The following is a 25871-nucleotide window of genomic DNA, read 5'->3' on the forward strand; positions in this document are numbered from 1 at the left end:
TTCGCCGCCCACGTTTCTCTTTCTTCTCATATTCAATTGTCAAAAAACAGACCGCTCATTGCAGTCACAAAATCAAACCCCAAAAGCAAAAGCCCTTGGAAAACAACAAGCAGTCAGCTCATCAACTTGATTTCTTTAGAACGAAAGACTTCGTCGCCAGCAGCGCCGCCGCCCTCGTTCAGTGAGCGGACTTATAAGAGAACACCCTCAAACAAGTCAACACACCAAAATACAAATTCTAAAAAAAACATTCAAAGCATTGATTTTAAAGGAGAGTTTTGATTTTTCGGGATTCTGCCTCCCATTGGCCTCCACCAACGGACCGATTTTCAGCAAGGGAATGCAGCCTGAACCCATATGAATGGTGCTGCGCCTTGTTTTGGCCCGACTCCTCGCTAATTGCTTTGCCAACAAAACGTTAATGCGGGCACGCGCGCGAGCCTGTTGCCGGCAGATCTATTGAGGGTGCCGATCAATTTGACTCACGGCTTTGAAAGTTGCACACCTTCGCCTGAAGTTTCTGGAGAGCGCATGACCCACGGGGCACAGCTAGTATGACTGCGGATCGCAACGTGATCCGGTCGCTAGGCACGGAACCGCCAATTCTGGCGGAAGGGCGCCGTGCACCCGATCGCCGTGAGATTTCGCTCAGATGGCTTTCCGGCACGTTCCTTACCGGCATTACCTCTTCCATATTGATGGGTGTTGCGCTGTTTGCAGCTCTCGATGGCCGCCAGCAGCTTGCTATTCCGGCCGAGGCCTTCGCCAAGGCGGATATGGGCAACAATACCGCGGAAGCGGCACGCCGCGGCACACGCCTCGTTGCGCCCAATATTGCGGCCCGGCCCTCGGACCGGTCGATCATGGAAGTCTCCACCGTTATCAACGAGGGCGACAAGGAAGTGGTCCGCAAGGTTCCCTTCTCTCACGTCAAAATTCCGCTGGCGTCCAACTACGCCAAACAGGACGATTATCCCGCCTTCGATCCCCTGAACATTTTCGCAAGCGGTGACGACAAGGACGCCCCGGCGCCGGCGCCGAGCCGCACGGGCACAATCTACGGCTCCGAGGTCGAATCCGAAGTCAGCCTGAAAACGGTCGCCTTTCCTATCCAGCACTCCAAGTATCCCTTCGCCGGCTCCCTGAGCTTCGACGAGGTGGAGGAGGCAGTGCGCTCGAACGGCTCGATCCTGACAGATGGTAACGAGCAGCTTGCAGCGCTCTATTACATCGACCCCCGTCGTTTCGATAATGATGAGGGTGATGTCGTTATCACCGCCGGTCTTGCCGCCCGTGTCGTCGAACAGAATATGTCGGTTTCGACCCCTCAATCGCCCTCGGTTCCGGTCAAGGAATATGCCGACGACGTTATCCCTGCCCGCCAGACCGAAACCATCGAAGCCGCTTTATTCGGCGCGGGTTATTCGAAGGCGCAATCCTCCGAAATCGCTGGCCTGTTGTCACCGCAACTCCAGTCGAACAATGTCGAAAGCGGCGATGTGCTCCGCGTCGGCATTATTCAGGAAGACGACAAAAGCGACATCGTACGCGTAAGCCTTTACCGCAAGGGTCGCCACATGGTCACCATGGCCGTAGACGATCGCAAGAATTTCATCAAGGCCAGCGAACCGCCGAAGCTCGACGCGGTGGCGACGGCCTTTGACAGCACCCCGGCACCGGCCGCCGGCCGCGATCTGCCCAGCGTCTACGATGGCGTTTACCGGGCGGCTCTGGCCTATGGCATGAATCAGGGCATGGTCTCCCAGCTCATCAAGCTTTTGGCCAGCAGCGTCGATTTTCAGGCGCAGTTGAAACCGGCAGATACGCTGGAGGCCTTCTTCTCCGTGGAAGATGCGGATGGCAAGGCGACGGACAAGTCCGAACTGCTCTACGTCAACGCCAAGTTCGGCGATAACGAGACGCGGTTTTACCGGTTCCAGAACCCGGACGATAACAGCATCGACTATTTCGACGAGAACGGTAAGAGCATCCGGCAGTTCCTGTTGCGCAACCCGGTTCCGAACGGTCGTATGACATCAGGTTTCGGCATGCGCCGCCATCCGGTTTTGAAATTCAGCCGCATGCATACCGGCACCGACTGGGCGGCAGCCCGCGGCACGCCGATAATCGCGACAGGCAACGGCACTGTCGAAAAGGCCGGCTGGGCCTCCGGTTACGGCAACCAGACCCTGATCCGCCACGCCAATGGCTACGTCTCCTCCTATAACCACCAGAGCGCCATCGCCAAGGGTGTCACCGAGGGTTCAAAGGTCCGGCAGGGCCAGGTAATCGGTTATGTCGGTTCGACCGGCCTTTCGACCGGCGCGCATCTGCATTACGAGCTGATCGTTAACGGCACGAAAGTGGACGCGATGAAAGTGCGTCTGCCTGGCGGCAAATCGCTTTCCGGCGTAGCGCTCGCGCGGTTCTCCGACGAGAGAAAGCGGATCGACAATCTACTCAACATCGAAGAAAAACCCAATCAGGTGGCGAGCCGTTAGTCCGCCGGGCCTCGTGACCAGAGGGACCGCTATACGAAAAAGGGCTCCGTTACCGGAGCCCTTTCGTTTTATGCCGCATCAGCGGTTTCAGTCTCGGCCTCACCCTTTGGGGGCTTGACCTTGAAAAGCAGCCGGTCGGTGCCAGAGGTCACCTTGACCCGCGACCCGTCCGGGATCTCGCCGCCGAGGATCATTTCGGCAAGCCTGTCCTGAACCGTCTTCTGGATCACCCGCTTCAGCGGACGTGCGCCATAGGCCGGATCGTAACCCTTATTGGCAAGCCAGTTGCGGGCATCCTCATCCAGTTCGAGCGTGATCTTGCGATCACCCAGAAGCGAGACGAGGCGCTTGAGCTGGATCTCCACGATCGCACCCATCTCGTCGCGCCGCAGGCGATGGAAGAGAATGATATCGTCGATACGGTTGAGGAATTCCGGCCGGAAATGCGACCGGACCCGTTCCATCACCAGGTCGCGAACCGAATCCACATCGTCATTGTCGCCCATCTGCGTCATGAATTCCGAACCGAGGTTCGAAGTCATGATGATGATGGTGTTCTTGAAATCGACGGTGCGGCCCTGACCATCCGTCAGGCGGCCATCATCCAGCACCTGCAACAGGACGTTGAACACGTCCGGATGCGCTTTCTCGATCTCGTCAAACAGCACGACCTGATAGGGCCGGCGGCGAACCGCTTCCGTTAACGCACCGCCCTCTTCGTAACCGACATAGCCGGGAGGCGCACCGATAAGCCGGGCAACGGAGTGTTTCTCCATGAATTCCGACATGTCGAGGCGAACCATCGCGGTCTCGTCGTCGAACAGGAACCGGGCGAGCGACTTGGTCAGCTCGGTCTTGCCCACGCCCGTCGGGCCGAGGAAGATGAACGAGCCGATCGGCCGGTTCGGATCCTGAAGACCGGCGCGCGAACGGCGAACCGCCTTGGAAACGGCCTGAACGGCCTCGCCCTGCCCGACCACGGACTTGGCAAGATCGTCTTCCATGCGCAGCAGCTTCTCGCGCTGGCCTTCCAGCATCTTGTCGACAGGAATGCCGGTCCAGCGGGAAACGATGTGGGCGATGTTGTCCGCCGTCACCACTTCCTGAACCATCGAGCCAGCACCGGTGCTGTCACGCGCTTCCGCTGCAGCCAGTTCCTTTTCGAGGCCAGGAATGATGCCATAGGTCAATTCACCGGCGCGCTGGAACTGGCCGTTACGCTGGGCACTTGCCAGTTCGTTGCGGGCATCGTCCAGCCGCTTCTTGAGGTCTGCGGCATGGCCCAGCTTCTGCTTTTCCGCCTGCCAGCGGGCCGTCAGGGCATCGGCCTTTTCTTCGGTGTCGGCCAGTTCGTCCTCGAGCTTCTTCAGGCGGTCGACGGATGACTGATCCGTCTCCTGCTTCAAGGCTTCGCGTTCGATCTTGAGCTGAATGATCCGGCGATCCAGTTCGTCCAGTTCTTCCGGCTTGGAATCCACCTGCATGCGAAGGCGCGAAGCGGCTTCGTCCATCAGGTCGATTGCCTTGTCGGGCAGGAACCGGTCGGTAATGTAACGGTTGGAAAGCGTTGCAGCTGCAACCAGGGCCGAATCCGAAATGCGGACCTTGTGGTGCTGTTCGTATTTTTCCTTCAGGCCGCGAAGGATCGAGATCGTGTCCTCAACGGTCGGCTCATCTACGAGAACCGGCTGGAAACGACGGGCAAGGGCAGGATCCTTTTCCACGTGCTTGCGATATTCATCCAGCGTGGTGGCGCCAACGCAGTGCAGTTCACCTCGGGCAAGAGCGGGCTTCAGCAGATTGGACGCATCCATGGCGCCATCGGCCTTGCCGGCACCGACCAGCGTGTGCATCTCGTCGATGAACAGGATAATGCCGCCATTTTCCGCCTGCACTTCGTTCAGTACCGCCTTCAGACGCTCCTCGAACTCGCCGCGATACTTCGCGCCAGCGATCAGCGCACCCATATCCAGCGCCATAAGCTTCTTGTCTTTAAGGCTTTCGGGCACATCGCCATTGACGATGCGCAGCGCAAGACCTTCGGCAATCGCCGTTTTACCGACGCCGGGTTCACCGATCAGCACGGGATTGTTCTTGGTGCGGCGTGAAAGCACCTGAATTGTCCGGCGGATTTCGTCATCACGGCCAATCACCGGGTCGAGCCTGCCTTCGCGGGCTTCCTCCGTCAGGTCGCGCGCGAACTTCTTCAGCGCGTCGAAGCCCTGTTCGGCATTGGCGCTGTCAGCCGTGCGGCCCTTGCGGATTTCATTGATGACCTGATTGAGCGCCTGCGCCGTCACGCCGCCCTTTTTCAGGGACGCCGAGGTGGAAGCAGAGTTTTCGATCGCCAGCGCCTGCAAAAGACGCTCGACGGTGACGAAACTGTCACCAGCCTTCTTCGCGAGTTCTTCCGCAGTCGAGAACACTTTCGCAAGTGGAGCCGTGAGGGAAAGGCCGCCATTGCCGCCGGAAACCTTGGGCAATTTCGCCAGTGCCGCATCGTTGGCCAGACGCACTTCCTTGGAGTCGCCGCCAGCCCGCTCGATCAGCGATGCCGCCATGCCCTGCTCGTCATCAAGCAGAACTTTCAGCACATGTTCGGCAGAAAACTGCTGGTGATTTTCCGCAAGCGCAAACGTCTGCGCCGATTGCAGAAAACCGCGAACGCGCTCGGAGTATTTTTCAATATTCATAGTCGAACCTCCATATACCGGCCCGCCCGCTTTCGGCACGGATCCGGGTGTTTGGGTTGAGGCTCCCTCAAAGGCAAGCCCCGCTACGGCAGTCGCGTTTTACAGATTTCACGATTGCCGCCTCTTGATGGGCGGTTACCGCTGCATGCGGCATCCGTCCTTACCGCACGAATATGGGAGGCATTTTCATCGGTTTAAAGGGGAGGAAAACGACTGCCGGGGAAATTTTAGCCGGACTTGATAAACGTCACGACTGTTTGCCGCGATTGCCCCCTTCGAAAAGCGCCCAAGCTTTTACACCCGACCCCAAAAACAAAAAAACTCCGGCAAGCCGGAGTTTTTTCAATCGCGTGGTATTTTGAAAACCCTGCTTATTCAGCAGCGTTTTCGAGCGTGGCAGGTGTTGCCTCATCACCGGCTGGCGTATCTCCGCCTTCGGCACCCTCAGCACCTTCCGCGGTTGCGGCGCGGCGCGGGCGACGCGGGCGTGGGCCAGTGGCGCGGCGTGCCTTTGGTGCGCGTTCAGTCGCTGGCGCTTCCGTCTGTTGCTGCTGTTCCTCGACGGCCACTTCCATAGGCGTGCCTTCGATGACGGGCTGAGGCGCCTGGCTGGCGTCGTATACCGGCTGCTGCCGTTCGTCCGAAGCCTGCGGCTGGCGCGGCTGGCGCTCCTGCCGTTCACGGCGGTCCGGGCGCTCACGACGTTCCTGACGCGGCTCGGAACGCTCGGTGCGCTCCTGCCGTTCCTGGCGCTCCGGCTGCTGAACCCGTTCCGGCTGTTCGAACTGCTGCTGCGGTGCACCATCGTCACCGTCGTTCATATCCATATCGTCGGCATCCGAAGCATTGTATTCGCCACGGTCGTCGCGCTGGAAACGCTCCTGCATCTGGGCCTGAGCGGTGGCGATGATACGATTGTAGTGTTCAGCGTGCTGCAGATAGTTTTCAGCGATCACACGGTCGCCAGCACTCTGCGCGTCCCGCGCAAGGGTGGCGTATTTTTCCGCTATGTGCTGGGCTGTGCCACGAATTTTAACATCGGGACCGGAGCTGTCATAAGTCCTGGTGAGCGGGTTACCGCCCTTGCGGTTGAAGTTGTTGTTGTTACCGCCACCATTGTTATTGTTGTTGTTGCTTCCACGCCCCCGGCCGCGCTTGTTTTGCTGTCCTGGCCTCATCAATTGCTCACCTGAATTCTGTTTTGCTGACAATCTGGTTATTTTCATGCAATTCCGGGCGGAAAACCGCTGGAAACTTTTCCTGAAATTGCTCCATTACGCGCCCTGCTGGAGATAACCCCAGACAAGACCCCGCGTATGACGACCGGTCGCGCAAAATGCTGCAACGAGCCACCTGCGAACAAAGTTTACTGATTCACATGCCGGAAACGCCCAGCCTTCAGGGTTCTCAAAAGAACCCGCTTCGGGACTGACCCATACCCTGACGAATCTAAATTCGTCCTCAGCCACCCGGCATGTGGCGGCAAACTATCCCGCTTCATGCGGAAATCCAAGCCTTTTCTTTTGCTGTGCAAAATATCCTTGCAAATAATCCGCAGACGTATCGCGAACAACTATCTCCGGAAGGTCAAAACTCTGTCGTTGCCGCCATAATCCTTCACGGCGTCGAGAAGAGAGAAGCCGTGGGAAGCAAATAAAGCGGAAACATCAAGCCTTTGATCGAAACCGATCTCCACACCGACAATCCCGTTTTCCACAAGAAAGCGGCCTGCGTCGGCAGCGATGAGGCGGTACGGTGCAAGGCCGTCCTGACCTCCGTCCAGCGCCGCCATCGGATCGTGATGGCGAACCTCTCGGTCTAGCGTTGTGACGATGTCACTTCTTATATAAGGCGGATTCGACACAATTATGTCAAACCTGCCAGAGATTTTTTTGAACCAGTCGCTACGCACGGTTTCAAAACGCGAGGCGAGACCATTTCGGGCAGCGTTTTTCGCTGCGGTTTCCAGCGCATCGGCGGAGATATCGCTGCCGACGCCAGTTGCTTCCGGACATTCCTTGAGAAGCGCCAGACAGATCGCACCCGTGCCCGTACCCAGATCCAGAATGCGCGCACTGCCCTTGTCGGCAACAATTTTTTTCAACGCAGGCAACAGCGTATCGACGAGAACTTCCGTATCCGGGCGGGGTTCGAGCGTCTCCGTCGATAAAAGAAGATCGAGCCCGTGAAATTCGCGGTGGCCGAGAATACGATGAACTGGCTCTCCGCCTGCGCGCCTTTCGACCATGGCGGCAATGCGGGCGCTTTCTTCCCGGGTGACGGGATGGTCCGGTTTCATCACGAAATCGGTCAGTGAAAAACCGGTAACGTCGGCGACCAGCAGGCGCGCATCAAGCAGCGGATCGGCGATGCCCGCCGCCTGCAGCCGTTTGCGGGCTGCGGCAAGCTCGGTCGAAACGGTCCCGTCAGCGCCGCCACTCAAAGCTGTTGTTCGCCAAGCTGGGCAAGCTGGCCGGCCTGATAATCAGCAATCAGCGCGTCGACAAGCTCGTCGATCTCGCCTTCGATCATCCGGTCGAGCTTGTAGAGGGTCAGGTTGATGCGGTGATCGGTGACCCGCCCCTGCGGAAAATTGTAAGTGCGGATACGCTCGGAACGGTCGCCGGAACCGACCTGGCTCTTGCGGTCGGCTGAACGCTCGCTTTCCACCTTCTGGCGCTCGATGTCGTAAAGACGCGAACGCAGAACCTGCATGGCCTTGGCGCGGTTCTGGTGCTGCGACTTTTCAGAACTGGTAACGATCAAACCCGTCGGAAGATGGGTGATGCGAACGGCGGAGTCAGTGGTATTGACGTGCTGGCCGCCTGCGCCCGAAGCGCGCATCGTGTCGATACGAATGTCTTCCGGGCGAATTTCGACATCGATATCCTCCGCCTCCGGCAGCACGGCAACAGTGGCTGCCGAGGTGTGGATGCGGCCGCTCGCTTCTGTTTCCGGCACGCGCTGCACGCGGTGCACGCCGGATTCGAATTTAAGCTTGGAAAACACCCCACGCCCGCTGATCGTGGCGATGATTTCCTTGTAACCGCCCGCCTCGCCTTCGCTTGCGGAAAGAACTTCAACTTTCCAGCCCTTGGCTGAAGCGAAGCGCTCATACATGCGAAACAGATCGCCGGCGAAAAGTGCCGCTTCGGATCCGCCCGTGCCGGCGCGGATTTCGAGGATGGCGCTTTTTTCGTCCGCCGCATCCTTGGGAAGCAGCAGGACCTGCATTTCCTTCTCAAGCTCGCCGATTCGGGCCTCGACCTCCGGCAGCTCCATTTCCGCCAGATCGCGCATGTCCTTGTCGGTCGTCTTGTCGGCAAGCAGCGCCTGCAGATCGGCGGCCTCGGAGACCGCCTTTTCGTATTCGCGGACTTTTTTCACCACCGGCTCAAGTTCGGAATATTCCGAAGCCAGCTTCACATAGACATCCGCTGCCGGACCAGCCGACATCCGCGCTTCGATCTCTCCGAAACGCCTTTCCAACTCGCGCATTTTTTCGACGGGAAGCTTCGCCACCAGTCACTCCGATTATGAAACAGGTCTTTTAAATGGGAATGGAATGCGTCGCGGCAAAGCGTAACAACACCTCGCGCGCGCTTTCCAGCGAATTATGATCGTCGAGCGCAGCGTTCAGCTCATCGGCAAGGCTCGCGGCATCAAGCCCGAGAAGCATGGCCTTGACGGGACCAATCGCCGTCGGCGACATGGAAACCGAACGGAAACCAAGGCCGATCAAAGCCATGGCCGAAAGTGGCTTGCTTGCCATTTCGCCGCAAAGCGTGACCGAGGTGTGGTGCTTTTCGCCAGCGCGCACGATATCGCGCAGAATGCGCAGGAACGGCTTGCCAAGATTGTCGAAACGATCCGAAACCCTTGCATTGCCGCGATCGACCGCCATCGAAAACTGGAACAGGTCGTTCGAACCGACGGAGACGAAATCCACTTCCTGCATCAGCTCATCGAGCTGCCACATCAGCGAAGGTACTTCCAGCATCGCACCAAATTGCAGCTTTTTCGGAAGCGCATGGCTGAATTTCGAAAGATGCTGCACTTCCTTCTGAAGCAGATCGCGCGCCGCGCGGATTTCGGAAACCTCCGTCACCATCGGCAACATCATGCGTAGTTCAGCACCTGAGGCAGCACGCAGAAGCGCGCGCATCTGCGTGCGCATCAGACCCGGGCGGTCGAGCGACAGGCGGATCGCCCGCCAGCCGAGCGCCGGGTTTTCCTCTTCCTGGCCGCGCATATAGGAAACGACCTTGTCGCCGCCAATATCCAGCGTGCGGAAGGTAACGCTCTTGCCCTTGGCCTGCCGCAAGACGGACCTATAGAACGCTTCCTGCTCCTCGCCCTTGGGCATGTTGGAGGCGATCATGAACTGCAGCTCGGTGCGGAACAGGCCGATGCCATCGGCGCCGGATTCCTCGAGCTGCGGCAGATCTACGAGAAGGCCCGCATTCATCTTGAGGTTGACCTTCTGGCCATCCTTGGTGATCGGCTCGACATTGCGAAGCGCGCGGAACTGCTCCTGGCGCTTGGCACGCAGGCGCACCTTTTCCTCATAGGCGCGCTGCAAATCCGACATCGGGCGCAAATGCACCTGGCCGTCATCGCCGTCGATGATGATGGGATCGTTATTTTCAGCGAGGGCGACGATGCCCGTCGCCTGCCCGATGATCGGAATGCCCATGGCGCGCGCCACGATGACGACGTGGCTCGTCACCGCACCGTCTTCGAGCACCAGGCCGCGCAATTTCTCACGCGGGTAATCCAGCAATTCGGCGGCACCCATGGCGCGCGCCAGAACGATGGCGTCCAGTGGAAAATCATGCTCGGGGCTTCGACCGCCGAAACCGATCAGCTGGCGCAGCAGCCGGTTGGCGAGATCGTCGAAATCATGCATGCGCTCGCGAAGATAGGGATCAGTCAGGCGCATCATGCGCGCCTTTGTGTCGCTCTGCACTTTCTCGACCGCAGCTTCCGCCGTCAGGCCGTTGCGGATAGCTTCTTCCATGCGCCGCACCCAGCCCTGATCGTGGGCGAACATGCGGTAGGTCTCAAGAACCTCGCGATGCTCGCCTTCGGTCGGGACGTCGCGGCGCTGCAACATGTCGTCGATCGACAGGCGCAGCGAACCGATCGCGTCGGCAAGACGCAGGATTTCGGTATCGGCATCCTCATTCAGCAGATTGGTGACAACGATTCGGGGGTCATGCAGCACGACATGACCAAGACCGATGCCTTCGCCATAAGCATCGCCATCAATGGAAACGGCACGCGTCAGGTCCAGCTCCACACCGGGGCGGGTGATCTTTTTCAATTCACCGCTCGCCACTATTTCAGCGATGAGCATCGCGGTTGTCTCGAGCGCTTCAACTTCATCCTCCCGGTATGTTCGGCTGACCTTGTTCTGGACCACAAGAACGCCAAGAGTGCGACCGGAGCGCAAAATCGGCACGCCGAGGAAGGAATGATAAATTTCCTCACCGGTTTCAGGAAGATAGCGGAAAGCCGGATGCGCCTGCGCATCGGAAAGATTGAGAGGTTGGGCGGAAGCGGCAATGGTACCGACAAGACCCTGCCCCATTTTCAGCTGGGCAAGATGCACGGCATCCTTGTTGAGACCTTCGGTAGCGTAAAGCTCCAGCACGCTGTCGGAACGCAGCACGTAGACCGAGCAAACCTCCGCCACCATGTTGCTGGCTATCTGACGGACGATCTGGTCCAGACGGTCCTGCGGCTCAAGGTGCTCCGCCATCATTTCGCGCAGCCGCTTTAGCAGGACGCGCGGACCTGCAGAAAGGTCTCTCATCGCGTTTGCTCCCCGACGCTTCCGATCCGAATGTCATAATATTCGAGAATCAAAACGTCATTTAAAAAATTTATAGCGCGAGAAGCGCGTCCCGCAAGGGACACGCTTTCATGAAACGCCACATCGGAAAAACGCAACCCCGAAGAATCGGAGCATCGGGAACCGATGTCTCGAACTTAGTTCTTATCGAGACCGTAAGCAGAATGCAAAGTGCGAACGGCCAGTTCGGCATAGGCACCGTCGATCAGGATCGAAATCTTGATCTCGGAGGTGGTGATGGCCTTGATGTTGATGTTCTTCTCGGCAAGCGCCTTGAAGGCGCTGGCAGCAACGCCGGCATGGCTGCGCATGCCGATACCGATGACCGAAACCTTGGCAAGGCCGGTCTCGTTCTGCGCAACGTCGAAGCCGATCTGGGCCTTGTTCTCGTCCAGAACGCGCAGAGCCTTGGCAACGTCGCCAGAAGGAACGGTGAAGGTCATGTCGGTGCGCGACCCATCTTCGGAGATGTTCTGCACGATCATGTCGACATTGATATGCGCTCCGGCCAGTGGCCCGAAGATCGCGGCGGAGACGCCCGGACGGTCGGCCACGCGGCGCAGCGAGATCTGTGCTTCATCCTTGGCATAGGCGATGCCGGTTACGACTTCCTGTTCCACGATTTCTTCCTCGTCACAAATCAAAGTACCGGGCGGGTTGATGAGGTCGCCCATGCCCGGCGCATCGGGATCCTCGAAACTGGAGCGAACGAAGGTGCGCACCTTGTGTACCATGGCAAGCTCGACGGAGCGAACCTGCAGAACCTTCGCACCGAGAGACGCCATTTCGAGCATTTCCTCGAAAGCGATCTTCTTCATGCGGCGAGCCTTGGGCTCGATGCGCGGATCGGTGGTATAGACGCCATCGACATCGGTATAGATATCGCAACGGTCCGCCTTGACGGCGGCGGCGATGGCAACGGCTGATGTGTCCGAACCGCCGCGACCGAGCGTCGCAATGCGGTTATCCGGGCCGATGCCCTGGAAACCGGCAACAACGGCAACCTGGCCCTCGCCCATGCGGTGAACGATATCCGAACCGTCAATCTCGAGAATGCGGGCGGCACCATGTGCATTGTCTGTGCGGATCGGAATCTGCCAGCCCTGCCATGAGCGCGCATTGATGCCCATGGATTGCAGCGTGATCGCCAGAAGACCCGATGTCACCTGCTCGCCGGATGCAACGACCGCGTCATATTCGCGCGCATCGTAAAAGGAGGCGGCGTTGGCGCCAGCTACCTTTGCAGCATTCTGCACCCAGTCCACCAACTCGTTGGTTTTACCGGACATGGCGGAAACGACCACGGCCACTTCATGGCCGGCATCCACTTCGCGTTTCACATGCCGTGCGACATTGTGAATGCGTTCGAGGTTCGCGACGGACGTGCCGCCGAATTTCATGACAATGCGAGCCATAGCCTTGACCAGTACCATCCCTTTTTTCCGCCAGCCGTTTTTCAGGTGCGGACAAGAACAAACCCAGTCGGCTCTTTTTTTGATAAAGAGCCTAAAGTTGCGGGTCTCTTAGCGAAAAGGCGGGGGGCACGCAATGCCGTTTATGAACCATGCGGTACGCCTTTTTTTATAGCCCCGGCGAAAGAAGATGTCGGGATGGAATGGGCGACCGCATGCGGCGTTGTGAAAGAGCGTACCGCAGTGCACTGTACAAACGGGCCTATTCGCAGTATGGAGCGCGGCAATGCAACCGGCCAGATGGCCGTAATGGCCTGCATCGGCTGCCCCGGAGACTTTAGGACCTATTGGTTTCGGGCGGATGCAGGCAGCTTCATATCCGAAAGACGGTAGATGACAGACACCCAGGGTATCGCCCCGGCGATCGCGCAGGCGTTGGAAAAACGCGGCTACAAAGATTTGACCCCCGTGCAGAAGGCCATGCTTTCGCCGGAACTCGCCGACAAGGACGCGCTGGTTTCCGCGCAGACCGGCTCCGGCAAGACAGTTGCCTTCGGCATTGCGCTCGCGACCACGCTACTGTCGGAAAACACCCGTTTCGGCCAGGCTTCCGCGCCGCTGGCACTCGCCATTGCGCCAACCCGCGAACTGGCCATGCAGGTCAAGCGCGAGCTGGAATGGCTTTATGAATTCGCTGGCGTATCGATCGCGTCCTGTGTTGGCGGCATGGATATCCGCAGCGAACGACGCGCACTGGAGCGAGGCGCGCATATTATCGTCGGCACCCCCGGCCGCCTCTGCGACCACATCAAGCGCGGCGCGCTCGATCTGTCGTCGCTACGCGCCGTGGTACTGGACGAGGCCGACGAGATGCTCGATCTCGGCTTCCGCGAAGATCTGGAATTCATTCTGGAAGAATCGCCGGATAACCGCCGCACGCTGATGTTCTCGGCCACCGTTCCGCGCAGCATCGCCAAGCTTGCCGAAAGCTACCAGAAGAACGCCGTTCGCATCGCCACCGCTTCAGAACAGAAGCAGCATGTGGACATCGAATACCGCGCCTTGCTGGTGACTGGCTCCGACCGCGAAAACGCCATCATCAATGCGCTGCGCTTTTACGAAGCCCGCAACGCCATCGTTTTCTGCTCCACACGTGCGGCCGTAAACCATCTGACGGCCCGTCTGAACAATCGCGGCTTTTCCGTCGTGGCGCTTTCAGGCGAACTGACCCAGAACGAACGCACGCATGCGCTTCAGGCAATGCGTGACGGTCGCGCCCGGGTTTGCGTGGCGACTGACGTTGCTGCACGCGGCATCGACCTGCCTGGTCTCGAACTGGTTATCCACGCCGACCTGCCGACCAATTCGGAAACGCTTCTCCACCGTTCCGGCCGTACCGGCCGCGCCGGGCAAAAGGGCGTCAGCGCCATCGTGGTGCCTGTCAACCAGCGCCGCAAGGCCGAACGCCTTCTGGAAGGTGCCAAGGTCAGCGCAGCATGGGTTCGCCCGCCTTCGGTCGAAGAGATCGTTGAACGCGACGGCGCCCGTCTCCTGGCCGACCCGGCTCTCACCGAGGCCGTGGCCGATGACGAGCGTGATTTCGTCAAGCAGCTGCTCGAGCAGCATGGCGCGGAAAAAGTAGCAGCCGCCTTCGTGCGCCTTTACCACGCCGGACGTTCCGCCCCGGAAGACATCACCGAAGTCGCGCTGGACAATACTCGCAAACCGCGCCGCGACAGCTTCGAAACCCCTGAAAACGACGCGCCGCGCCGCGAACGTTCCGACTTTTCCGACAGCGCTTGGTTTTCGCTTTCGGTGGGCCGCAAGCAGAGCGCCGAACCCCGCTGGCTCATCCCCATGCTCTGCCGCTTCGGAAAGATCACCCGTCAGGATATCGGCGCCATTCGCATGCAGCAGACGGAGACCTTTGTGGAACTGGCGGCCGATGCCGTCGATCGTTTCACCTCCGCCATCGGCAAGGACATGATGCTCGAAAAGGGCATTCGTCTGAAGGCGCTGGAAGGCAAGCCGGAAATGACTGGCAGTGTTCGCGAGGACACCCGCCCGGCCACGGCCCAGCGGAAGTTCAACAAACCCAATAATGCTGGCGGCGCAGCCGACGACCGCAAGGGCGACGACAAGCCCTGGAAAAAGAAAAAGACTTTCGGCGACAAGCCCAAATTCGAAGGCAAGAAGGACCGGCCTTTCGAAAAGCGCGGACCGAAGCCGGCAAAGGGCTGATGCGCGGGTCATTACCGTGCGGTAAATCCTCGGCTTAAGGCCGAGGATGATGCCAAGTAACCGGCAAACTTCATCACAAAAAAAGCCCCGCTTTTGCGGGGCTTTTTATTGTCTTGATGGATCAGAACGTCAGGACGCGGTCGCCGTTTTCGTCCTTGATACGGCTTGGAAGGCCGATCTTGTTCAGAAGGTTCAGGAAAGGCTGCGGTGGCAGTTCTTCCACATTGGCCATCTGCTTCACATCCCACTCGCCGGTGGCAATCAGCATGGCGGCAGCGACCGGAGGAACGCCGGCGGTGTAGGAAATGCCCTGCGATCCAACTTCCTCGTAGGCTTCCTTGTGGTCGGCCACGTTGTAGATGAAGACTTCGCGTTCCTTGCCATCCTTGATGCCCTTGACGACATCGCCGATGCAGGTCTTGCCGACATAGTCGGGTGCAAGCGAAGACGGATCCGGCAATACGGCCTTGACCACCTTCAACGGCACGACTTCCAGACCTTCGGCAGTCTTGACCGGCTTTTCGGAGAGAAGACCGAGGTTCTTCAGCACGGTGAAAACGTTGATGTAGTGATCGCCGAAGCCCATCCAGAAGCGCACATCGGCGCCATCCATGTTTTTGGATAGCGAATGCACTTCGTCATGGCCGGTCATATAGGCCTTCTGCTTGCCGACAACCGGCAGATCGAATTCCTGGCCGACCTCGAACATCTGGTTCGTCTGCCACTGGCCATTCTGCCAGGAATAGACGACACCGGTGAATTCGCGGAAGTTGATTTCCGGATCGAAGTTGGTGGAGAACCAGCGGCCATGGCTGCCGGCATTGATATCGACGATATCGACCGAGGTGACCTTGTCGAAATATTCATCCTTGGCAAGGCGGGCATAGGCATTGACCACGCCGGGATCGAAACCGACGCCGAGCAGTGCCGTTACGCCCTTTTCCTTGCATTCGGCAGCGCGCTTCCACTCGTAGTTTCCGTACCACGGCGGCGCCTCGCAAATCTTGGTGGGATCCTCGTGGATCGCCGTATCCATATAAGCAACACCCGTGTCCATGCAGGCACGAAGAACGGACATGTTGACGAAAGCCGAACCGACGTTGATGACGATCTCTACGCCGGTTTTCGTAATCAAGGCTTTCGTCGCCTCGATATCCATCGCGTCAAGCGCATGGGCCTCAAGTTTCACATCTGTCTTGAGGCTCTTCTTTTCGCGTACGGACTCGACAATCTTGCGGCACTTTTCCAAAGTCCGTGACGCAATATGAATGTCTCCCAATACATCGCTGTTCTGGGCGCATTTATGCGCCACGACCTGTGCTACGCCACCGGCGCCGATGATCAGAACGTTCTTCTTCATTTCAGGTGATGCCTCCTTTTCCCCGCAGGGATCAGCTTCGTTTCATGTTAAAACAGGGTTTAAGACAGGCTTTGCTCGAAATCGGCAAAGTCGAATTCGCGAACGGCACGCACGCTGCCGTCGAGTTCCTTGATGGCAATCGCCGGCATCTTCACGCCATTGAACCAGTTCTTCTTGACCATGGTGTAGCCGGCCGCATCCTCAAAGGAGATACGATCACCGACCTTCAGCTCCTTGTCGAACCGGAAGTCGCCGAAAATATCGCCCGCAAGGCAGGATTTGCCGCAGACCATGTAGGGATGTTCGCCCTCGTTCGGCAAAACCTTGGCGGTTTCGCGATAGATCAGGAGGTCGAGCATATGCGCTTCGATGGAGCTGTCGACGACGGCGAGGTTCTTGCCATTGAACAGCGTGTCGAGAACCGTCACTTCAAGCGTCGTGCTCTTGGTGATCGACGCTTCGCCGGGCTCAAGATAGACCTGAACGCCGTATTTTTCCGAAAAGGCCGCCAGGCGATCACAGAACTGGTCGAGCGGATAGTTGTCGCCGGTAAAATGGATGCCGCCGCCGAGGCTGACCCATTCCGCACGCGACAGGAGCGATCCGAATTTCTCTTCAATCTGCGTCAACATGCGGTCGAACAACGAAAAATCGCCGTTTTCGCAATTGTTGTGGATCATGAAGCCGGAGATCCGGTCCATGACCTTGTCGACCTTGGCGACATCCCATTCGCCGAGACGGCTGAAGGGACGTGCGGGATCGGCAAGATCGAAGCTCGAAGAGCTGACCTGCGGATTGAGGCGCAGACCCCGGGTGATACCGGAGGCCTTTTCTGCAAAGCGCTCAAGCTGGCTGATGGAATTGAAGATGATCTTGTCCGCGTTCGAAATCACCTCGTCGATTTCGTAGTCGGCATAAGCGACGGAATAGGCGTGGGTTTCGCCACTGAATTTCTCGCGGCCCAGACGCACTTCATAAAGCGACGACGAGGTGGTGCCGTCCATATATTGCGACATGAAATCGAAAACCGACCATGTTGCAAAGCACTTCAGCGCCAGAAGCGCCTTGGCGCCGGATTTTTCCCGCACATAGGCAATCTTCTCCATGTTGCGAAGAAGTTTTGTCTTGTCGATGAGGTAATAGGGCGTCTGAAGCATGGCTTTTCACATATTGATTGAAGTCAAGGTCCGTCTGGATGATGGGCCTTATATGATGCTTGTTACAGGAAAACAAATGTCCGGCACCGAATTCCCGGAAAATTGCCCCCGCCGCAAAATCCGCGGGAGAAAACTCGCCAAGCCGCGGAACCAAGCGGGCATCGGCGCGTTTGAATGGCGGACAATCGGGTTTACGGCTGCCGCAACGAAAGTTCGTAAGCGTCGGCATTGATCCGCGGCGGCAGTCTTTTTGACCTGACGCCATTTCCATCAACGATGTTCCAGGAAGGACTTCACCCATGGCAAGCGTGCGTAGCAGCGTCAACGACAAGATCCAGCAATCCCTCGAAAACGGCGATGCAGCCGATGTGGCAGCACAGCTTGCCCAACTTCGCGAAGATCTGGCAAATCTTGCCAAGAGCGTTAAGACGCTGGGCGTTGGAGCCTCGCATGAACTGAAGGCGCAGGCCGCCCGCGTGGCCGACGACGCACTGACCGCTTCCGGCGAGATGGCCGACAGCGTTCGCAACGAAATTTCCTCGCTGAACGACAATCTGACGGATCAGGTCCAGAAGAACCCGCTGCAGTCCCTCGGCATCGCCGTTGGTGTCGGTTTCGTGCTCGCCCTCCTCACACGTCGATAAGGCTGCATCATGCTTGAGGCATTGCTGGTCTATCTGGGAGACACCCAGCGTGAAGGACGCGTCGTGACACGGCGCCTGCGCGCCACGATAATCCTTTGGGTGCTGACCGGGATATTCTTCCTGATCGCCTTCGTAGCTGCTGTCGTGGCGGGGTCCATCTATCTGGCCCGGCATGTCGGCGCAGGGCCGGCCGCGCTTGTCGTAGCCGGTACGGCGTTTCTGCTTGGTGTCATCATGTTGGTGGCGCTTGCGATCGTCAAACGTCCGAGAGCCTATGCCGCAAGACGACCCGTCGCATCCTTGACGGCGGCTCCCTTGACCGCAGCACCTCTGGCGCTGCAATCGCTCCTGACGCTGGCGATCCAGGCGCGCCCCTACGCGACGCTCGCCGTTGCCATGGCTGCCGGCTTTCTGGCAACCAGAGCCAACACCAGGAAAAAGAAATAGGCACGCCTTCAGGCGCGTTTAAGGCTCTTCGTCAAACTCTCATTCGCTGCTGCGCATCCGGACCATGGATGCGCAGTTTTTTTTATGTTACCCGCGATGGATAGACTGGTTGATGGTGCTCAGTGCCACGCCGCCCTTATTTGAACAAAGTGAAATACAGTCTCCCGCACGTCCCGTTTTTTTTCTGAAAGGCGATTGATGAAGAAGAAAGTCCTTGTCGTCGGCGGTGCCGGCTATATCGGTTCGCATACCTGCCTTCTCCTGTCTGAGCGGGGATATGAACCGGTCGTTTTCGACAATCTGTCCAATGGACATGAGGAATTCGTCCGCTGGGGACCCTTCGAGCAGGGCGATATTCGCGACCGCGCGCGGCTGGACGAGGTTTTCGCCAAGCACCAGCCGGAGGCCGTACTCCACTTTGCGGCGCTGATTGAAGTCGGCGAATCGGTAAAGCAACCCGTGGCCTTCTACGACAACAACGTCATCGGTTCGCTCAACCTGCTGTCTGCCGCCATCGATGCCGGGGTCACGGCATTTGTTTTCTCCTCCACCTGCGCCACCTACGGTTTGCCGGAACAGGTGCCGATTGACGAGACGCACCGTCAGGCGCCGATCAACCCCTACGGCCGCACCAAATGGGTAGTCGAGCAGGCGCTGAAGGATTACAGCACCTATAAGGGGCTGCGCTCGGTGATGCTGCGCTATTTCAACGCCGCAGGTGCAGATTTCGAAGGCCGCATCGGCGAATGGCACAAGCCGGAAACCCACGCAATCCCGCTCGCCATCGAGGCGGCACTCGGTCGGCGTCAAGGCTTCAAGGTGTTCGGCACGGATTATGACACCCGCGACGGCACCTGCGTGCGTGACTACATCCATATTCTCGATCTTGCCGACGCCCATGTGCGGGCAGTGGACTATCTGCTGGCGGGCGGTGAAACGGTTGAACTCAACCTTGGCACCGGCACCGGCACGACTGTGAAGGAGTTGCTGGCTGCGATTTCGGACGTATCCGGCCGCCCCTTCCCGGTGGAATATACCGACCGCCGCGATGGCGATTCCACCACCCTTGTCGCCAATAACGACAAGGCAAAGGCGGTGTTGGGCTGGGAGCCGCGTTATTCCCTGTCTGATATCATCAAATCCGCCTGGGCTTGGCATTCCTCGCGCAACGCCGGGGACTGAGCGAACGCAATTTAAAACAAAAAGACACCGGCCAATGGCCGGTGTCTCTCGCGGGACGCCTGTTGAGGTCGATCCCGCTCCTGCCTCCCAGGTAAGGGGATCAGGGCTTGGTGGCGGACGTGGTGGTGCTGTCCGGAGCTGCAGGCGTTGCCGCGCTCTTTTCGCTGGCCTGCTGTTCCAGCGTCTTGAATTCCGGAGCAGCCTTCAGCGTTTCCGCCGTTTCGGTCGTCGTCAGGCGAATGGTGCCGTCCTGCGTGTTGCGGGTCATCGTTACCTTGTCCATAGGCACCGCGACATCCTTGGCACCTATACCGAGGAAACCGCCGACACCAATCACGGCTGCGACGAGACCGCCGTCTTTTTCCATGATGAGGTTGGTGACGTTACCGATGCTCTCGTCGGCTGCGGTATAAACCGACTTGCCGATGTAATCATTGGCACTGATCTGCGTTTCGCCCTGCTGGGTGATGTAAGCACCGCCCGTCGTCGCGGCCGCGCTATCATTGGCCAGAGGAGCCGCCGGCGCCATCGGGGTGGCGGGAGGCGTTGCCGGTTCGGTCTGAGCACTCGGATTTGCCGGTGCTGGCTGGGTTGTACCCTGAGCGATGGCAAGCGGCGCGAAAGCCGTCGTGCCCATCAGGGCGGCGGTGACGAGTATCGTAAGTTTCTTTGCCATTTTCGTACCTTCCTTTCATCGTTTTCGACTGGCCGGGCGGTGACGAGTTTCGCTTTCCACTCCATGACCGGTTCGCTTTGCAAACGGGCTGACCATTGAAATGGTTCCGATTTTTTCAGTCGCATAGACGCGATTGCGACATTTTGCGGCTCCCGAACGAAAAAATCAGGCATTGCTAAAGGAAGATGGCGCGGTATTATCCGTGACGTAACAATGCCGTAACTGCCGGAGTTTTTGCATGCCACAACCCGGCAAAAAACTGAAAAACACGTTCTCGGCTTTACGTCGACGCAGTGCGAATTTTTTTCCGACGGCCTCCATCGGCACCTATCTGGTGGTGATGGCAACCGTCATCACCCTGCCGCTTATCCTTTTCGGCGGCTACTTGATGCTGCGCCTTGAAAGCGAAAAGCGCGACGACCTGCAACGGGAGACGATCGAGGATGTCAGGGTCGTCAGCCGCAACATCGATCGGCGCCTGCAGGAAATCGCCACCTCCCTCAATCTGCTGTCGCAATTCCCGGAACTCGAGAATGGCAATCTTGCCGCTTTTCAGGGACGTGTTGCCGAAAGCCTGAAACGGGAGGGCCTGTACGCCATTCTGGCTACCATGGAAGGCGAACAGTATCTCAATACCCGGGTGTCATTTGGCCAGCCTCTCAGCAAGGTGCCGGCCGAGGCCAATCTGGCCAAGGCAATCGAATCCCGTCGGATCACCGTTTCGGACATGTTTTTCGGCGCGACGAGCAAGGAATGGGTGTTCAACGTTACCTTGCCGCTCGACCCCAATCTGGGTTCCGCCGGAGATGCCCTGATCCTGACGCAGAATACAAGTGACCTGAGCCGGCTCATTCCCACGGAAAACCTGCCGCGCAACTGGGCGGTCGCCATTATCGACGGTAACAATCGTGTTGTCGTTTCCAGTGCGCAGAATGGGGTGGAAGTGGGCAAGCCATTTGCCAGCCCCGCCATTCTTTCAGAAATGCAGGCCTTCAGCGGCAATTTCTTCGACGACAAGGGCAACCTCTATGCCTATGCCCAATTGCCGGGCTGGCAATGGCGAACTGTGATGTGGGGGCCACTTGCCGCAAGTCAGGCAGCATTGGTCGACACGTGGCGGCAAATGATGATCGGCAGCACGATGCTCGTGCTCATCGCCATCGGCGGCGCCTATCTGGTCGGCCGGCAGTTGCGCAGTTCCATTCGCGATCTCACGCTCATGGCTGAACGCATCGGTGAAGGCGAGATCGTGGCGCCCGTCGATACCAAGATCAAGGAAGCCAACCAGGTCGCCGTCGCGCTCTCCAATGCTTCCTTCGACAGAAGCCAGTCGGAAGAACGGCTGCAACTTCTGCTGCACGAACTGGTTCACCGCTCCAAGAATATTCTTACGCTGGTTCAGGCGATGATCCGGCAATTGGGGCGGGAAAACAAAAGCATCCCGGAATTCCAGAAAGAGGTGGACCACCGCCTGCGCGGTCTCGGAATGTCGATCCGGGCATTGGCGGAGGTTCAATGGCAAGGCTTGCCGATCCGTAAGCTGATCGAGACCCACCTCGACGTTTTCGGCACCGTTTCGGAACGCTTCGAGCTGTCTGGGGACGATTTCATGCTTTCTCCGGAAGCGGCGCAAAATTTCGGGCTCGTGGTGCATGAGCTGACGACGAACTCCATCAAATACGGCGCCCTGTCGGTTGCGCTCGGAAAAATCACGGTGAGCTGGAAGCCGCTCGAAAAAGATGGACGTCAGATGATTTATATCGTCTGGACCGAAACGGGCGGGCCACCGGCGACGGAACCAAGCCGCAAGGGCTTTGGTACCACGGTCATCAAAAGGCATGCGGAAGGCGCATTCGGCGGACAGGTGGTGACGGAGTATCGCGAAACCGGGTTCGAATGGTCGCTTGAAGCGCCGATGCGCTATTTTATACCCAAGCGACCCGATCAGGCAGGCCCGCTTTGAAAAATGGCGTGCTGGATCCCCGTACCAGCAGACGAAAAGCAGCTAATTTCGCCCTCCACAAAAAAAATACGTTTTAGTGGAACCGAATTAGGGCGGATGCATTTTTACTGCAGGCCAAGCAATTCCCCCGTCCCCGCCTGACGCTTGGCTGACAATAAACAGGTTTCACCCCTGAAAACCTGTCATAATAAAAAAGCACGGCTCTTTCATGGGCCGTGCTTTTTTTTGCGTTCTCGCAAAAACGGCCGAAGTGCTGCCTATGAGGCAGGTCTCCAACCGAGGGCCATTATTTCGAAATTTCAAATGTCGGTGACGTCCCCGGAAGGAAATTTAAGCCGGTAGACGATCCGCTCCGGCGTGAGGTGATATTCGGCACTCCCGCCCAATGCGGATGGAACGACCTTTTCCAGCACGACGCTGCCGAAACTGCCGCGCCTCGCCTGCGCCGGCTCTTTCGATGGCATGATCGGCTCGATCCACTCAACGATACAAAAATCGCCTTCCTGTCGGCATTGCAGCGAGATTGGCGGATGATAGGCGAGATTGCCGCTATGGCTGACCGTATTGACGACCAGCTCATGGAAAGCCAGACCGATATAAAGCGCGCCATTCGGATTGAGCAGCAGGTTTTCACCTTCCATGTGAATGAGATTAGGATATTCCGGCACATAGAGATCGAATTGCTGGCGAAGAAGCTCGAATATGCGAGCACCTCTCCAGTCGGAATCCGTGATGAGATCCTGACTTTGGGCAAGAGCGTGTAACCGGCCCCGAAACTTGCGCAGAAAATCATCCTTGGTGAGGCTGAAACGGGCCGTCTGGCCCGCAAGGCTCTGGATGATCGCCAGGAGGTTCTTGGAACGGTGGCTGACCTCGCGCAGCAGCGAGCGCAAAAGCTGCTCGCGCCGCCGTTCCGCCGTCACCTCGCGAATAGTGGTTTTCATCACCGCCTGCTTCGCCTGGTTGAAGGTGGAATGGATCTGGAACTGGAAAACCCGGTCATTGCCGGCATTAACTTCCAGCATGCCCCGACTGCCCACCACATTCATATCTTTTTTGAGTTCGGCAAGCCGCTCTGAAAGATCGGTGCCAAACACATTTTCATCCGTGGGATGGCTATCGGTCGGCAGACGCCACACATCCGGCAGATTGGCCACGAATATATACTCCCGGTTCCAGTCTTGTAACATGACTGTCTCGCCCGAATCGAGCAAAGCGAGGACGAGCGAATCGTGTAGCTCGCTCTCGTTCCTCTCCGCGTTATGCCATGCCAGCCGATGCAAATTCATCTCCCTGCAAAAAGCCGTGAGATCACCTCACGACCGTAACCGCGAACGTCCGGGTACCGTAGTTGTTCCCGGACAGTCTACGGTTTCGGCAAATTTCACGCCGCGACGCGAGAGCTTTCGTTGAAAAACAGGGCCTGGCTGATAAGCGCTTTCACCATGTCCGGGTTGAACGGCTTCGTAACGAGGAATGTCGGCTCGGGCCGCTCACCCGTCAAAAGACGCTCAGGGAAGGCTGTAATGAAGATCACCGGCAGAGACGTCATCTGAAGGATCTCCTTCATGGCATCGAGCCCGGAGCTGCCGTCTGCAAGCTGGATGTCGGCAAGGATCATCTTCGGCTGCGTGCGGTTGAAGAGATCGATCGCCTCCGCATGCGTGCGGGCAATACCCGTAACGCGATGGCCGAGATCGGTGACCATCTGCTCGATATCCATGGCGATGAGAGGTTCGTCCTCGATAATCATGATATCGGTGGCAACCTGGCGGGCGATTTCAGAGGCCGCCTCATCGATCAGCTGGCCGATCTGGGCTTCAGTTACCCTCAGAACCTCTGCTGCTTCCGAAGCTGTGAACTCTTCGACCGTGGTCAGAAGGAAAGCCTGGCGGGCGAGCGCTGGTACCGCAGAGAGGTTGGCGGAAGCGCGCTTTTCCCAACCTGACAGGTTTTCATCGGCCTTTATATTGATCGTGACGGAACTAAAAATCGATACGAACAATTGATAAAGCGAAACCCGATCGTTGCTTGTCGGCGGGAAGATGCTGATATCGGCGATCAGAGCTTCAAGTGTTGCTGCAACATAGGCATCGCCAGTGGATTGAGAGCCGCAAACGGCACGCGCGAACCTGCGCAGATATGGCAGGTGCGGTGCGATGCGTGTAGAAACTGACATGGAATTCTCCCCTTTCATGCGGTCTGCAACGCAAACCCACGATAGCAACGTGCGCATCATAAAAAAAGTTCCGGATCGCCGGAACTATTTTTTTCATCGCGCATTCTTGCCACGACACAAAAGGAATACCGGACGTTATGAACATATTTCAATCGGACCAAGATTCTCCGGACAATCCGGCCAACCCTCAGGTCCCGCACTCTGGACGTGCGGTGATTTCCCGCAAGCTCAGGGAACTCTACGATGCTGTTCAGGAAGAAGGCATCCCTGACAAATTCCTCGATCTTCTCGAGAAACTCGATGAAGCCGAAAACAGAGCCAAAGACAAGGCTTCGGGGGAATGATGGCGAAAGAGCCGGAGCAGACAGAATACAATTTCAAACGGGAAATGCTGGCGGCACTGCCAAACCTGCGCGCATTCGCGATCTCACTCATCCGTTCGAGGGATCGCGCTGACGACCTCGTGCAGGATACGATCATGAAGGCCTGGGCGAAACAGGAGAGTTTCCAGCCTGGCACCAACATGCGCGCATGGCTGGTGACGATCCTGCGTAACGAATTCTACAGCCAGATTCGCAAGTCCGGCCGCGAAGTACAGGATACCGACGGGGTTTACACCTCGCGCCTGTCGGTGCCGCCAGAACAGCATGGTTCGGTCGATCTTCAGGATTTTCGTACGGCACTTGCAAAGTTGCCCGACGATCAGCGCGAAGCGATCTTGTTGATCGGCGCCTCGGGCTTTGCTTACGAAGAAGCAGCCGAGATTTGCGGGTGCCCGGTTGGCACGATCAAGAGCCGTGTCAGCCGCGCGCGATTGCGCCTGCAGGAACTTCTCGGCATCGAAAACGAAAACGAGTTTGGTCCTGACGCGCAGATGAGCGCCGTTACCGCCGCAGCCACCGCGCGCTGAGCTGGCAGAATTCGCAAAGCATTAGACGGGTAGGCTCATGCCTGCCCGTTTTTCTTCGCCGCGTCGTCAGATACCGGTCTCCTTGACCGACTGCATCACGACGAATGTCGAAGTGTTGGAAACCGATGGAAGGCTGGAGATTTTTTCGCCGAGCACCCTTCGGTATTTGCGGATATCGCTGGTGCGCACCTTCAGTAGATAATCGAAGGCGCCGGCGATCATGTGGCATTCCTCCACCTCCTTGATCTTGCGCACCGCCGTGTTGAATTCCTCAAGCGCCTTTTCGCGTGTGTCGGAAAGCTTGACCTCGGCGAAGGCGATATGGTCGACGCCCAGTTTCTGCGGATTGAGCACCGCACGGAAGCCCAGAATATAACCTTCATCCACCAACCGCTTGAGCCGCGTCTGGCACGGCGTCTTGGAGAGGCCGACCCTTTTCGACAGTTGCAGCACCGACATGCGCCCGTCTTCGCTGAGGGCCTCGAGAATCTTGAGATCGAAGTGGTCCAGATCGTCTGTTTTATGACTATTAGCCATGTGATTTCACGCCAATTTTGAATAATAAAAGTTCATATGGCCTGTTCTATCCTCAAAATAGGACCATAGCAATTTTTACGGCAATGATATTGTACACAGCAGAATGACAAGC

The 25871-nt window shown here is 57.9% G+C and carries 22 protein-coding genes; 10 read left to right on the plus strand and 12 right to left on the minus strand.

The window, feature by feature from the left end:
• Nucleotides 1-185: hypothetical protein (locus tag FB593_RS27715; RefSeq protein ID WP_210246040.1), on the plus strand; the 185-nt coding region annotated here is incomplete at its 5' end.
• A gap of 369 nt (nt 186-554) precedes the next feature.
• Complete coding sequence (locus FB593_RS18070) at nt 555-2501, plus strand: M23 family metallopeptidase (protein ID WP_145166832.1); 1947 nt, start codon at nt 555-557, stop codon at nt 2499-2501.
• Between the two features lie 68 nt (nt 2502-2569).
• On the opposite strand, the gene clpB is transcribed toward FB593_RS18070, so the two are convergent.
• The 6 genes from clpB to FB593_RS18105 all read right to left on the minus strand — a co-directional run bounded on the left by clpB (nt 2570) and on the right by FB593_RS18105 (nt 12466).
• Nucleotides 2570-5194, minus strand: a complete 2625-nt coding sequence (gene clpB / locus FB593_RS18075) for an ATP-dependent chaperone ClpB (RefSeq protein ID WP_065702986.1) — start codon at nt 5192-5194, stop codon at nt 2570-2572.
• A gap of 371 nt (nt 5195-5565) precedes the next feature.
• Nucleotides 5566-6372, minus strand: coding sequence for a DUF4167 domain-containing protein (locus FB593_RS18085; protein WP_004432110.1), 807 nt, complete (start codon nt 6370-6372; stop codon nt 5566-5568).
• Nucleotides 6373-6767: 395 nt separating this feature from the next.
• On the minus strand, nt 6768-7637 hold the full coding sequence (prmC, locus tag FB593_RS18090) for a peptide chain release factor N(5)-glutamine methyltransferase (protein WP_111802419.1): 870 nt from the start codon (nt 7635-7637) through the stop codon (nt 6768-6770).
• A complete protein-coding gene (gene prfA / locus FB593_RS18095; RefSeq protein WP_013762139.1) occupies nt 7634-8716 on the minus strand; it encodes a peptide chain release factor 1 in 1083 nt (360 codons plus the stop codon). The genes prmC and prfA overlap by 4 nt, the downstream gene beginning before the upstream one ends.
• A gap of 28 nt (nt 8717-8744) precedes the next feature.
• Nucleotides 8745-11012, minus strand: coding sequence for a phosphoenolpyruvate--protein phosphotransferase (ptsP, locus tag FB593_RS18100; protein ID WP_004432101.1), 2268 nt, complete (start codon nt 11010-11012; stop codon nt 8745-8747).
• Between the two features lie 176 nt (nt 11013-11188).
• Complete coding sequence (locus tag FB593_RS18105) at nt 11189-12466, minus strand: aspartate kinase (protein WP_145166848.1); 1278 nt, start codon at nt 12464-12466, stop codon at nt 11189-11191.
• Between the two features lie 390 nt (nt 12467-12856).
• On the opposite strand from FB593_RS18105, the gene FB593_RS18115 reads away from it, so the two are divergent.
• Complete coding sequence (locus FB593_RS18115; protein WP_004432087.1) at nt 12857-14704, plus strand: DEAD/DEAH box helicase; 1848 nt, start codon at nt 12857-12859, stop codon at nt 14702-14704.
• A gap of 121 nt (nt 14705-14825) precedes the next feature.
• Here the strand turns inward: FB593_RS18115 and FB593_RS18120 are convergent, their stop codons facing one another.
• On the minus strand, nt 14826-16064 hold the full coding sequence (locus tag FB593_RS18120; RefSeq protein WP_004432085.1) for a saccharopine dehydrogenase family protein: 1239 nt from the start codon (nt 16062-16064) through the stop codon (nt 14826-14828).
• Between the two features lie 59 nt (nt 16065-16123).
• On the minus strand, nt 16124-17221 hold the full coding sequence (nspC, locus tag FB593_RS18125) for a carboxynorspermidine decarboxylase (protein WP_004432082.1): 1098 nt from the start codon (nt 17219-17221) through the stop codon (nt 16124-16126).
• On the opposite strand from nspC, the gene FB593_RS18130 reads away from it, so the two are divergent.
• From FB593_RS18130 to galE, 4 genes are all read left to right on the plus strand, one after another.
• Nucleotides 17220-17453, plus strand: coding sequence for a hypothetical protein (locus FB593_RS18130; RefSeq protein WP_004432079.1), 234 nt, complete (start codon nt 17220-17222; stop codon nt 17451-17453). The genes nspC and FB593_RS18130 overlap by 2 nt on opposite strands.
• Nucleotides 17454-17520: 67 nt before the next feature.
• Complete coding sequence (locus tag FB593_RS18135) at nt 17521-17865, plus strand: DUF883 family protein (RefSeq protein WP_186447940.1); 345 nt, start codon at nt 17521-17523, stop codon at nt 17863-17865.
• Between the two features lie 9 nt (nt 17866-17874).
• Nucleotides 17875-18312, plus strand: a complete 438-nt coding sequence (locus tag FB593_RS18140; RefSeq protein ID WP_004432075.1) for a hypothetical protein — start codon at nt 17875-17877, stop codon at nt 18310-18312.
• Nucleotides 18313-18510: 198 nt separating this feature from the next.
• Entirely contained in the window at nt 18511-19494 is a 984-nt protein-coding gene (galE, locus tag FB593_RS18145; protein WP_004432073.1) for a UDP-glucose 4-epimerase GalE, read from the plus strand.
• A 100-nt stretch (nt 19495-19594) separates the two neighbouring features.
• On the opposite strand, the gene FB593_RS18150 is transcribed toward galE, so the two are convergent.
• Nucleotides 19595-20170: a PRC-barrel domain-containing protein gene (locus tag FB593_RS18150; protein WP_004432071.1), complete on the minus strand. Its 576-nt coding sequence runs from the start codon at nt 20168-20170 to the stop codon at nt 19595-19597.
• Nucleotides 20171-20408: 238 nt separating this feature from the next.
• Here FB593_RS18150 and FB593_RS18155 point away from each other — a divergent pair, with 238 nt between their 5' ends.
• Nucleotides 20409-22133 (plus strand): sensor histidine kinase, encoded by a 1725-nt coding sequence (locus FB593_RS18155; RefSeq protein WP_004432069.1) that lies wholly within the window; start codon nt 20409-20411, stop codon nt 22131-22133.
• Between the two features lie 299 nt (nt 22134-22432).
• Here the strand turns inward: FB593_RS18155 and FB593_RS18160 are convergent, their stop codons facing one another.
• Nucleotides 22433-23422 carry a sensor histidine kinase gene (locus FB593_RS18160; protein ID WP_035252645.1) on the minus strand — a complete coding sequence of 330 codons (990 nt, stop codon included), beginning with the start codon at nt 23420-23422 and terminating at the stop codon, nt 22433-22435.
• 95 nt (nt 23423-23517) lie between these two features.
• Nucleotides 23518-24312: a response regulator gene (locus FB593_RS18165; RefSeq protein WP_004432063.1), complete on the minus strand. Its 795-nt coding sequence runs from the start codon at nt 24310-24312 to the stop codon at nt 23518-23520.
• A 137-nt stretch (nt 24313-24449) separates the two neighbouring features.
• Between FB593_RS18165 and FB593_RS18170 the strand changes: the two genes are divergently transcribed.
• Together FB593_RS18170 and FB593_RS18175 are read left to right on the plus strand one after the other, a co-directional pair.
• Nucleotides 24450-24656 (plus strand): NepR family anti-sigma factor, encoded by a 207-nt coding sequence (locus FB593_RS18170; RefSeq protein ID WP_004432062.1) that lies wholly within the window; start codon nt 24450-24452, stop codon nt 24654-24656.
• Complete coding sequence (locus FB593_RS18175) at nt 24656-25222, plus strand: RNA polymerase sigma factor (protein ID WP_004432061.1); 567 nt, start codon at nt 24656-24658, stop codon at nt 25220-25222. Before FB593_RS18170 ends, FB593_RS18175 begins: the two co-directional genes overlap by 1 nt.
• Before the next feature lie 66 nt (nt 25223-25288).
• Here the strand turns inward: FB593_RS18175 and FB593_RS18180 are convergent, their stop codons facing one another.
• Nucleotides 25289-25759, minus strand: coding sequence for an Lrp/AsnC ligand binding domain-containing protein (locus FB593_RS18180; protein WP_004432060.1), 471 nt, complete (start codon nt 25757-25759; stop codon nt 25289-25291).
• Nucleotides 25760-25871 lie beyond the last annotated feature (112 nt).

The sequence above is a fragment of the Rhizobium sp. SJZ105 genome, from assembly GCF_007828365.1.
GTDB classification, from domain to species: Bacteria; Pseudomonadota; Alphaproteobacteria; order Rhizobiales; family Rhizobiaceae; genus Agrobacterium; species Agrobacterium tumefaciens.

Coding starts and splice junctions, on each gene's coding strand:
- FB593_RS18070 (WP_145166832.1), top strand. CDS start 555: ATGACTGCGGATCGCAACGTGATCCGGTCGCTAGGCACGGAACCGCCA.
- clpB (WP_065702986.1), bottom strand. CDS start 5,194: ATGAATATTGAAAAATACTCCGAGCGCGTTCGCGGTTTTCTGCAATCG.
- FB593_RS18085 (WP_004432110.1), bottom strand. CDS start 6,372: ATGAGGCCAGGACAGCAAAACAAGCGCGGCCGGGGGCGTGGAAGCAAC.
- ptsP (WP_004432101.1), bottom strand. CDS start 11,012: ATGAGAGACCTTTCTGCAGGTCCGCGCGTCCTGCTAAAGCGGCTGCGC.
- FB593_RS18105 (WP_145166848.1), bottom strand. CDS start 12,466: ATGGCTCGCATTGTCATGAAATTCGGCGGCACGTCCGTCGCGAACCTC.
- FB593_RS18115 (WP_004432087.1), top strand. CDS start 12,857: ATGACAGACACCCAGGGTATCGCCCCGGCGATCGCGCAGGCGTTGGAA.
- FB593_RS18120 (WP_004432085.1), bottom strand. CDS start 16,064: ATGAAGAAGAACGTTCTGATCATCGGCGCCGGTGGCGTAGCACAGGTC.
- FB593_RS18130 (WP_004432079.1), top strand. CDS start 17,220: ATGGCTTTTCACATATTGATTGAAGTCAAGGTCCGTCTGGATGATGGG.
- nspC (WP_004432082.1), bottom strand. CDS start 17,221: ATGCTTCAGACGCCCTATTACCTCATCGACAAGACAAAACTTCTTCGC.
- FB593_RS18135 (WP_186447940.1), top strand. CDS start 17,521: ATGGCAAGCGTGCGTAGCAGCGTCAACGACAAGATCCAGCAATCCCTC.
- FB593_RS18140 (WP_004432075.1), top strand. CDS start 17,875: ATGCTTGAGGCATTGCTGGTCTATCTGGGAGACACCCAGCGTGAAGGA.
- galE (WP_004432073.1), top strand. CDS start 18,511: ATGAAGAAGAAAGTCCTTGTCGTCGGCGGTGCCGGCTATATCGGTTCG.
- FB593_RS18150 (WP_004432071.1), bottom strand. CDS start 20,170: ATGGCAAAGAAACTTACGATACTCGTCACCGCCGCCCTGATGGGCACG.
- FB593_RS18155 (WP_004432069.1), top strand. CDS start 20,409: ATGCCACAACCCGGCAAAAAACTGAAAAACACGTTCTCGGCTTTACGT.
- FB593_RS18160 (WP_035252645.1), bottom strand. CDS start 23,422: ATGAATTTGCATCGGCTGGCATGGCATAACGCGGAGAGGAACGAGAGC.
- FB593_RS18165 (WP_004432063.1), bottom strand. CDS start 24,312: ATGTCAGTTTCTACACGCATCGCACCGCACCTGCCATATCTGCGCAGG.
- FB593_RS18170 (WP_004432062.1), top strand. CDS start 24,450: ATGAACATATTTCAATCGGACCAAGATTCTCCGGACAATCCGGCCAAC.
- FB593_RS18175 (WP_004432061.1), top strand. CDS start 24,656: ATGGCGAAAGAGCCGGAGCAGACAGAATACAATTTCAAACGGGAAATG.
- FB593_RS18180 (WP_004432060.1), bottom strand. CDS start 25,759: ATGGCTAATAGTCATAAAACAGACGATCTGGACCACTTCGATCTCAAG.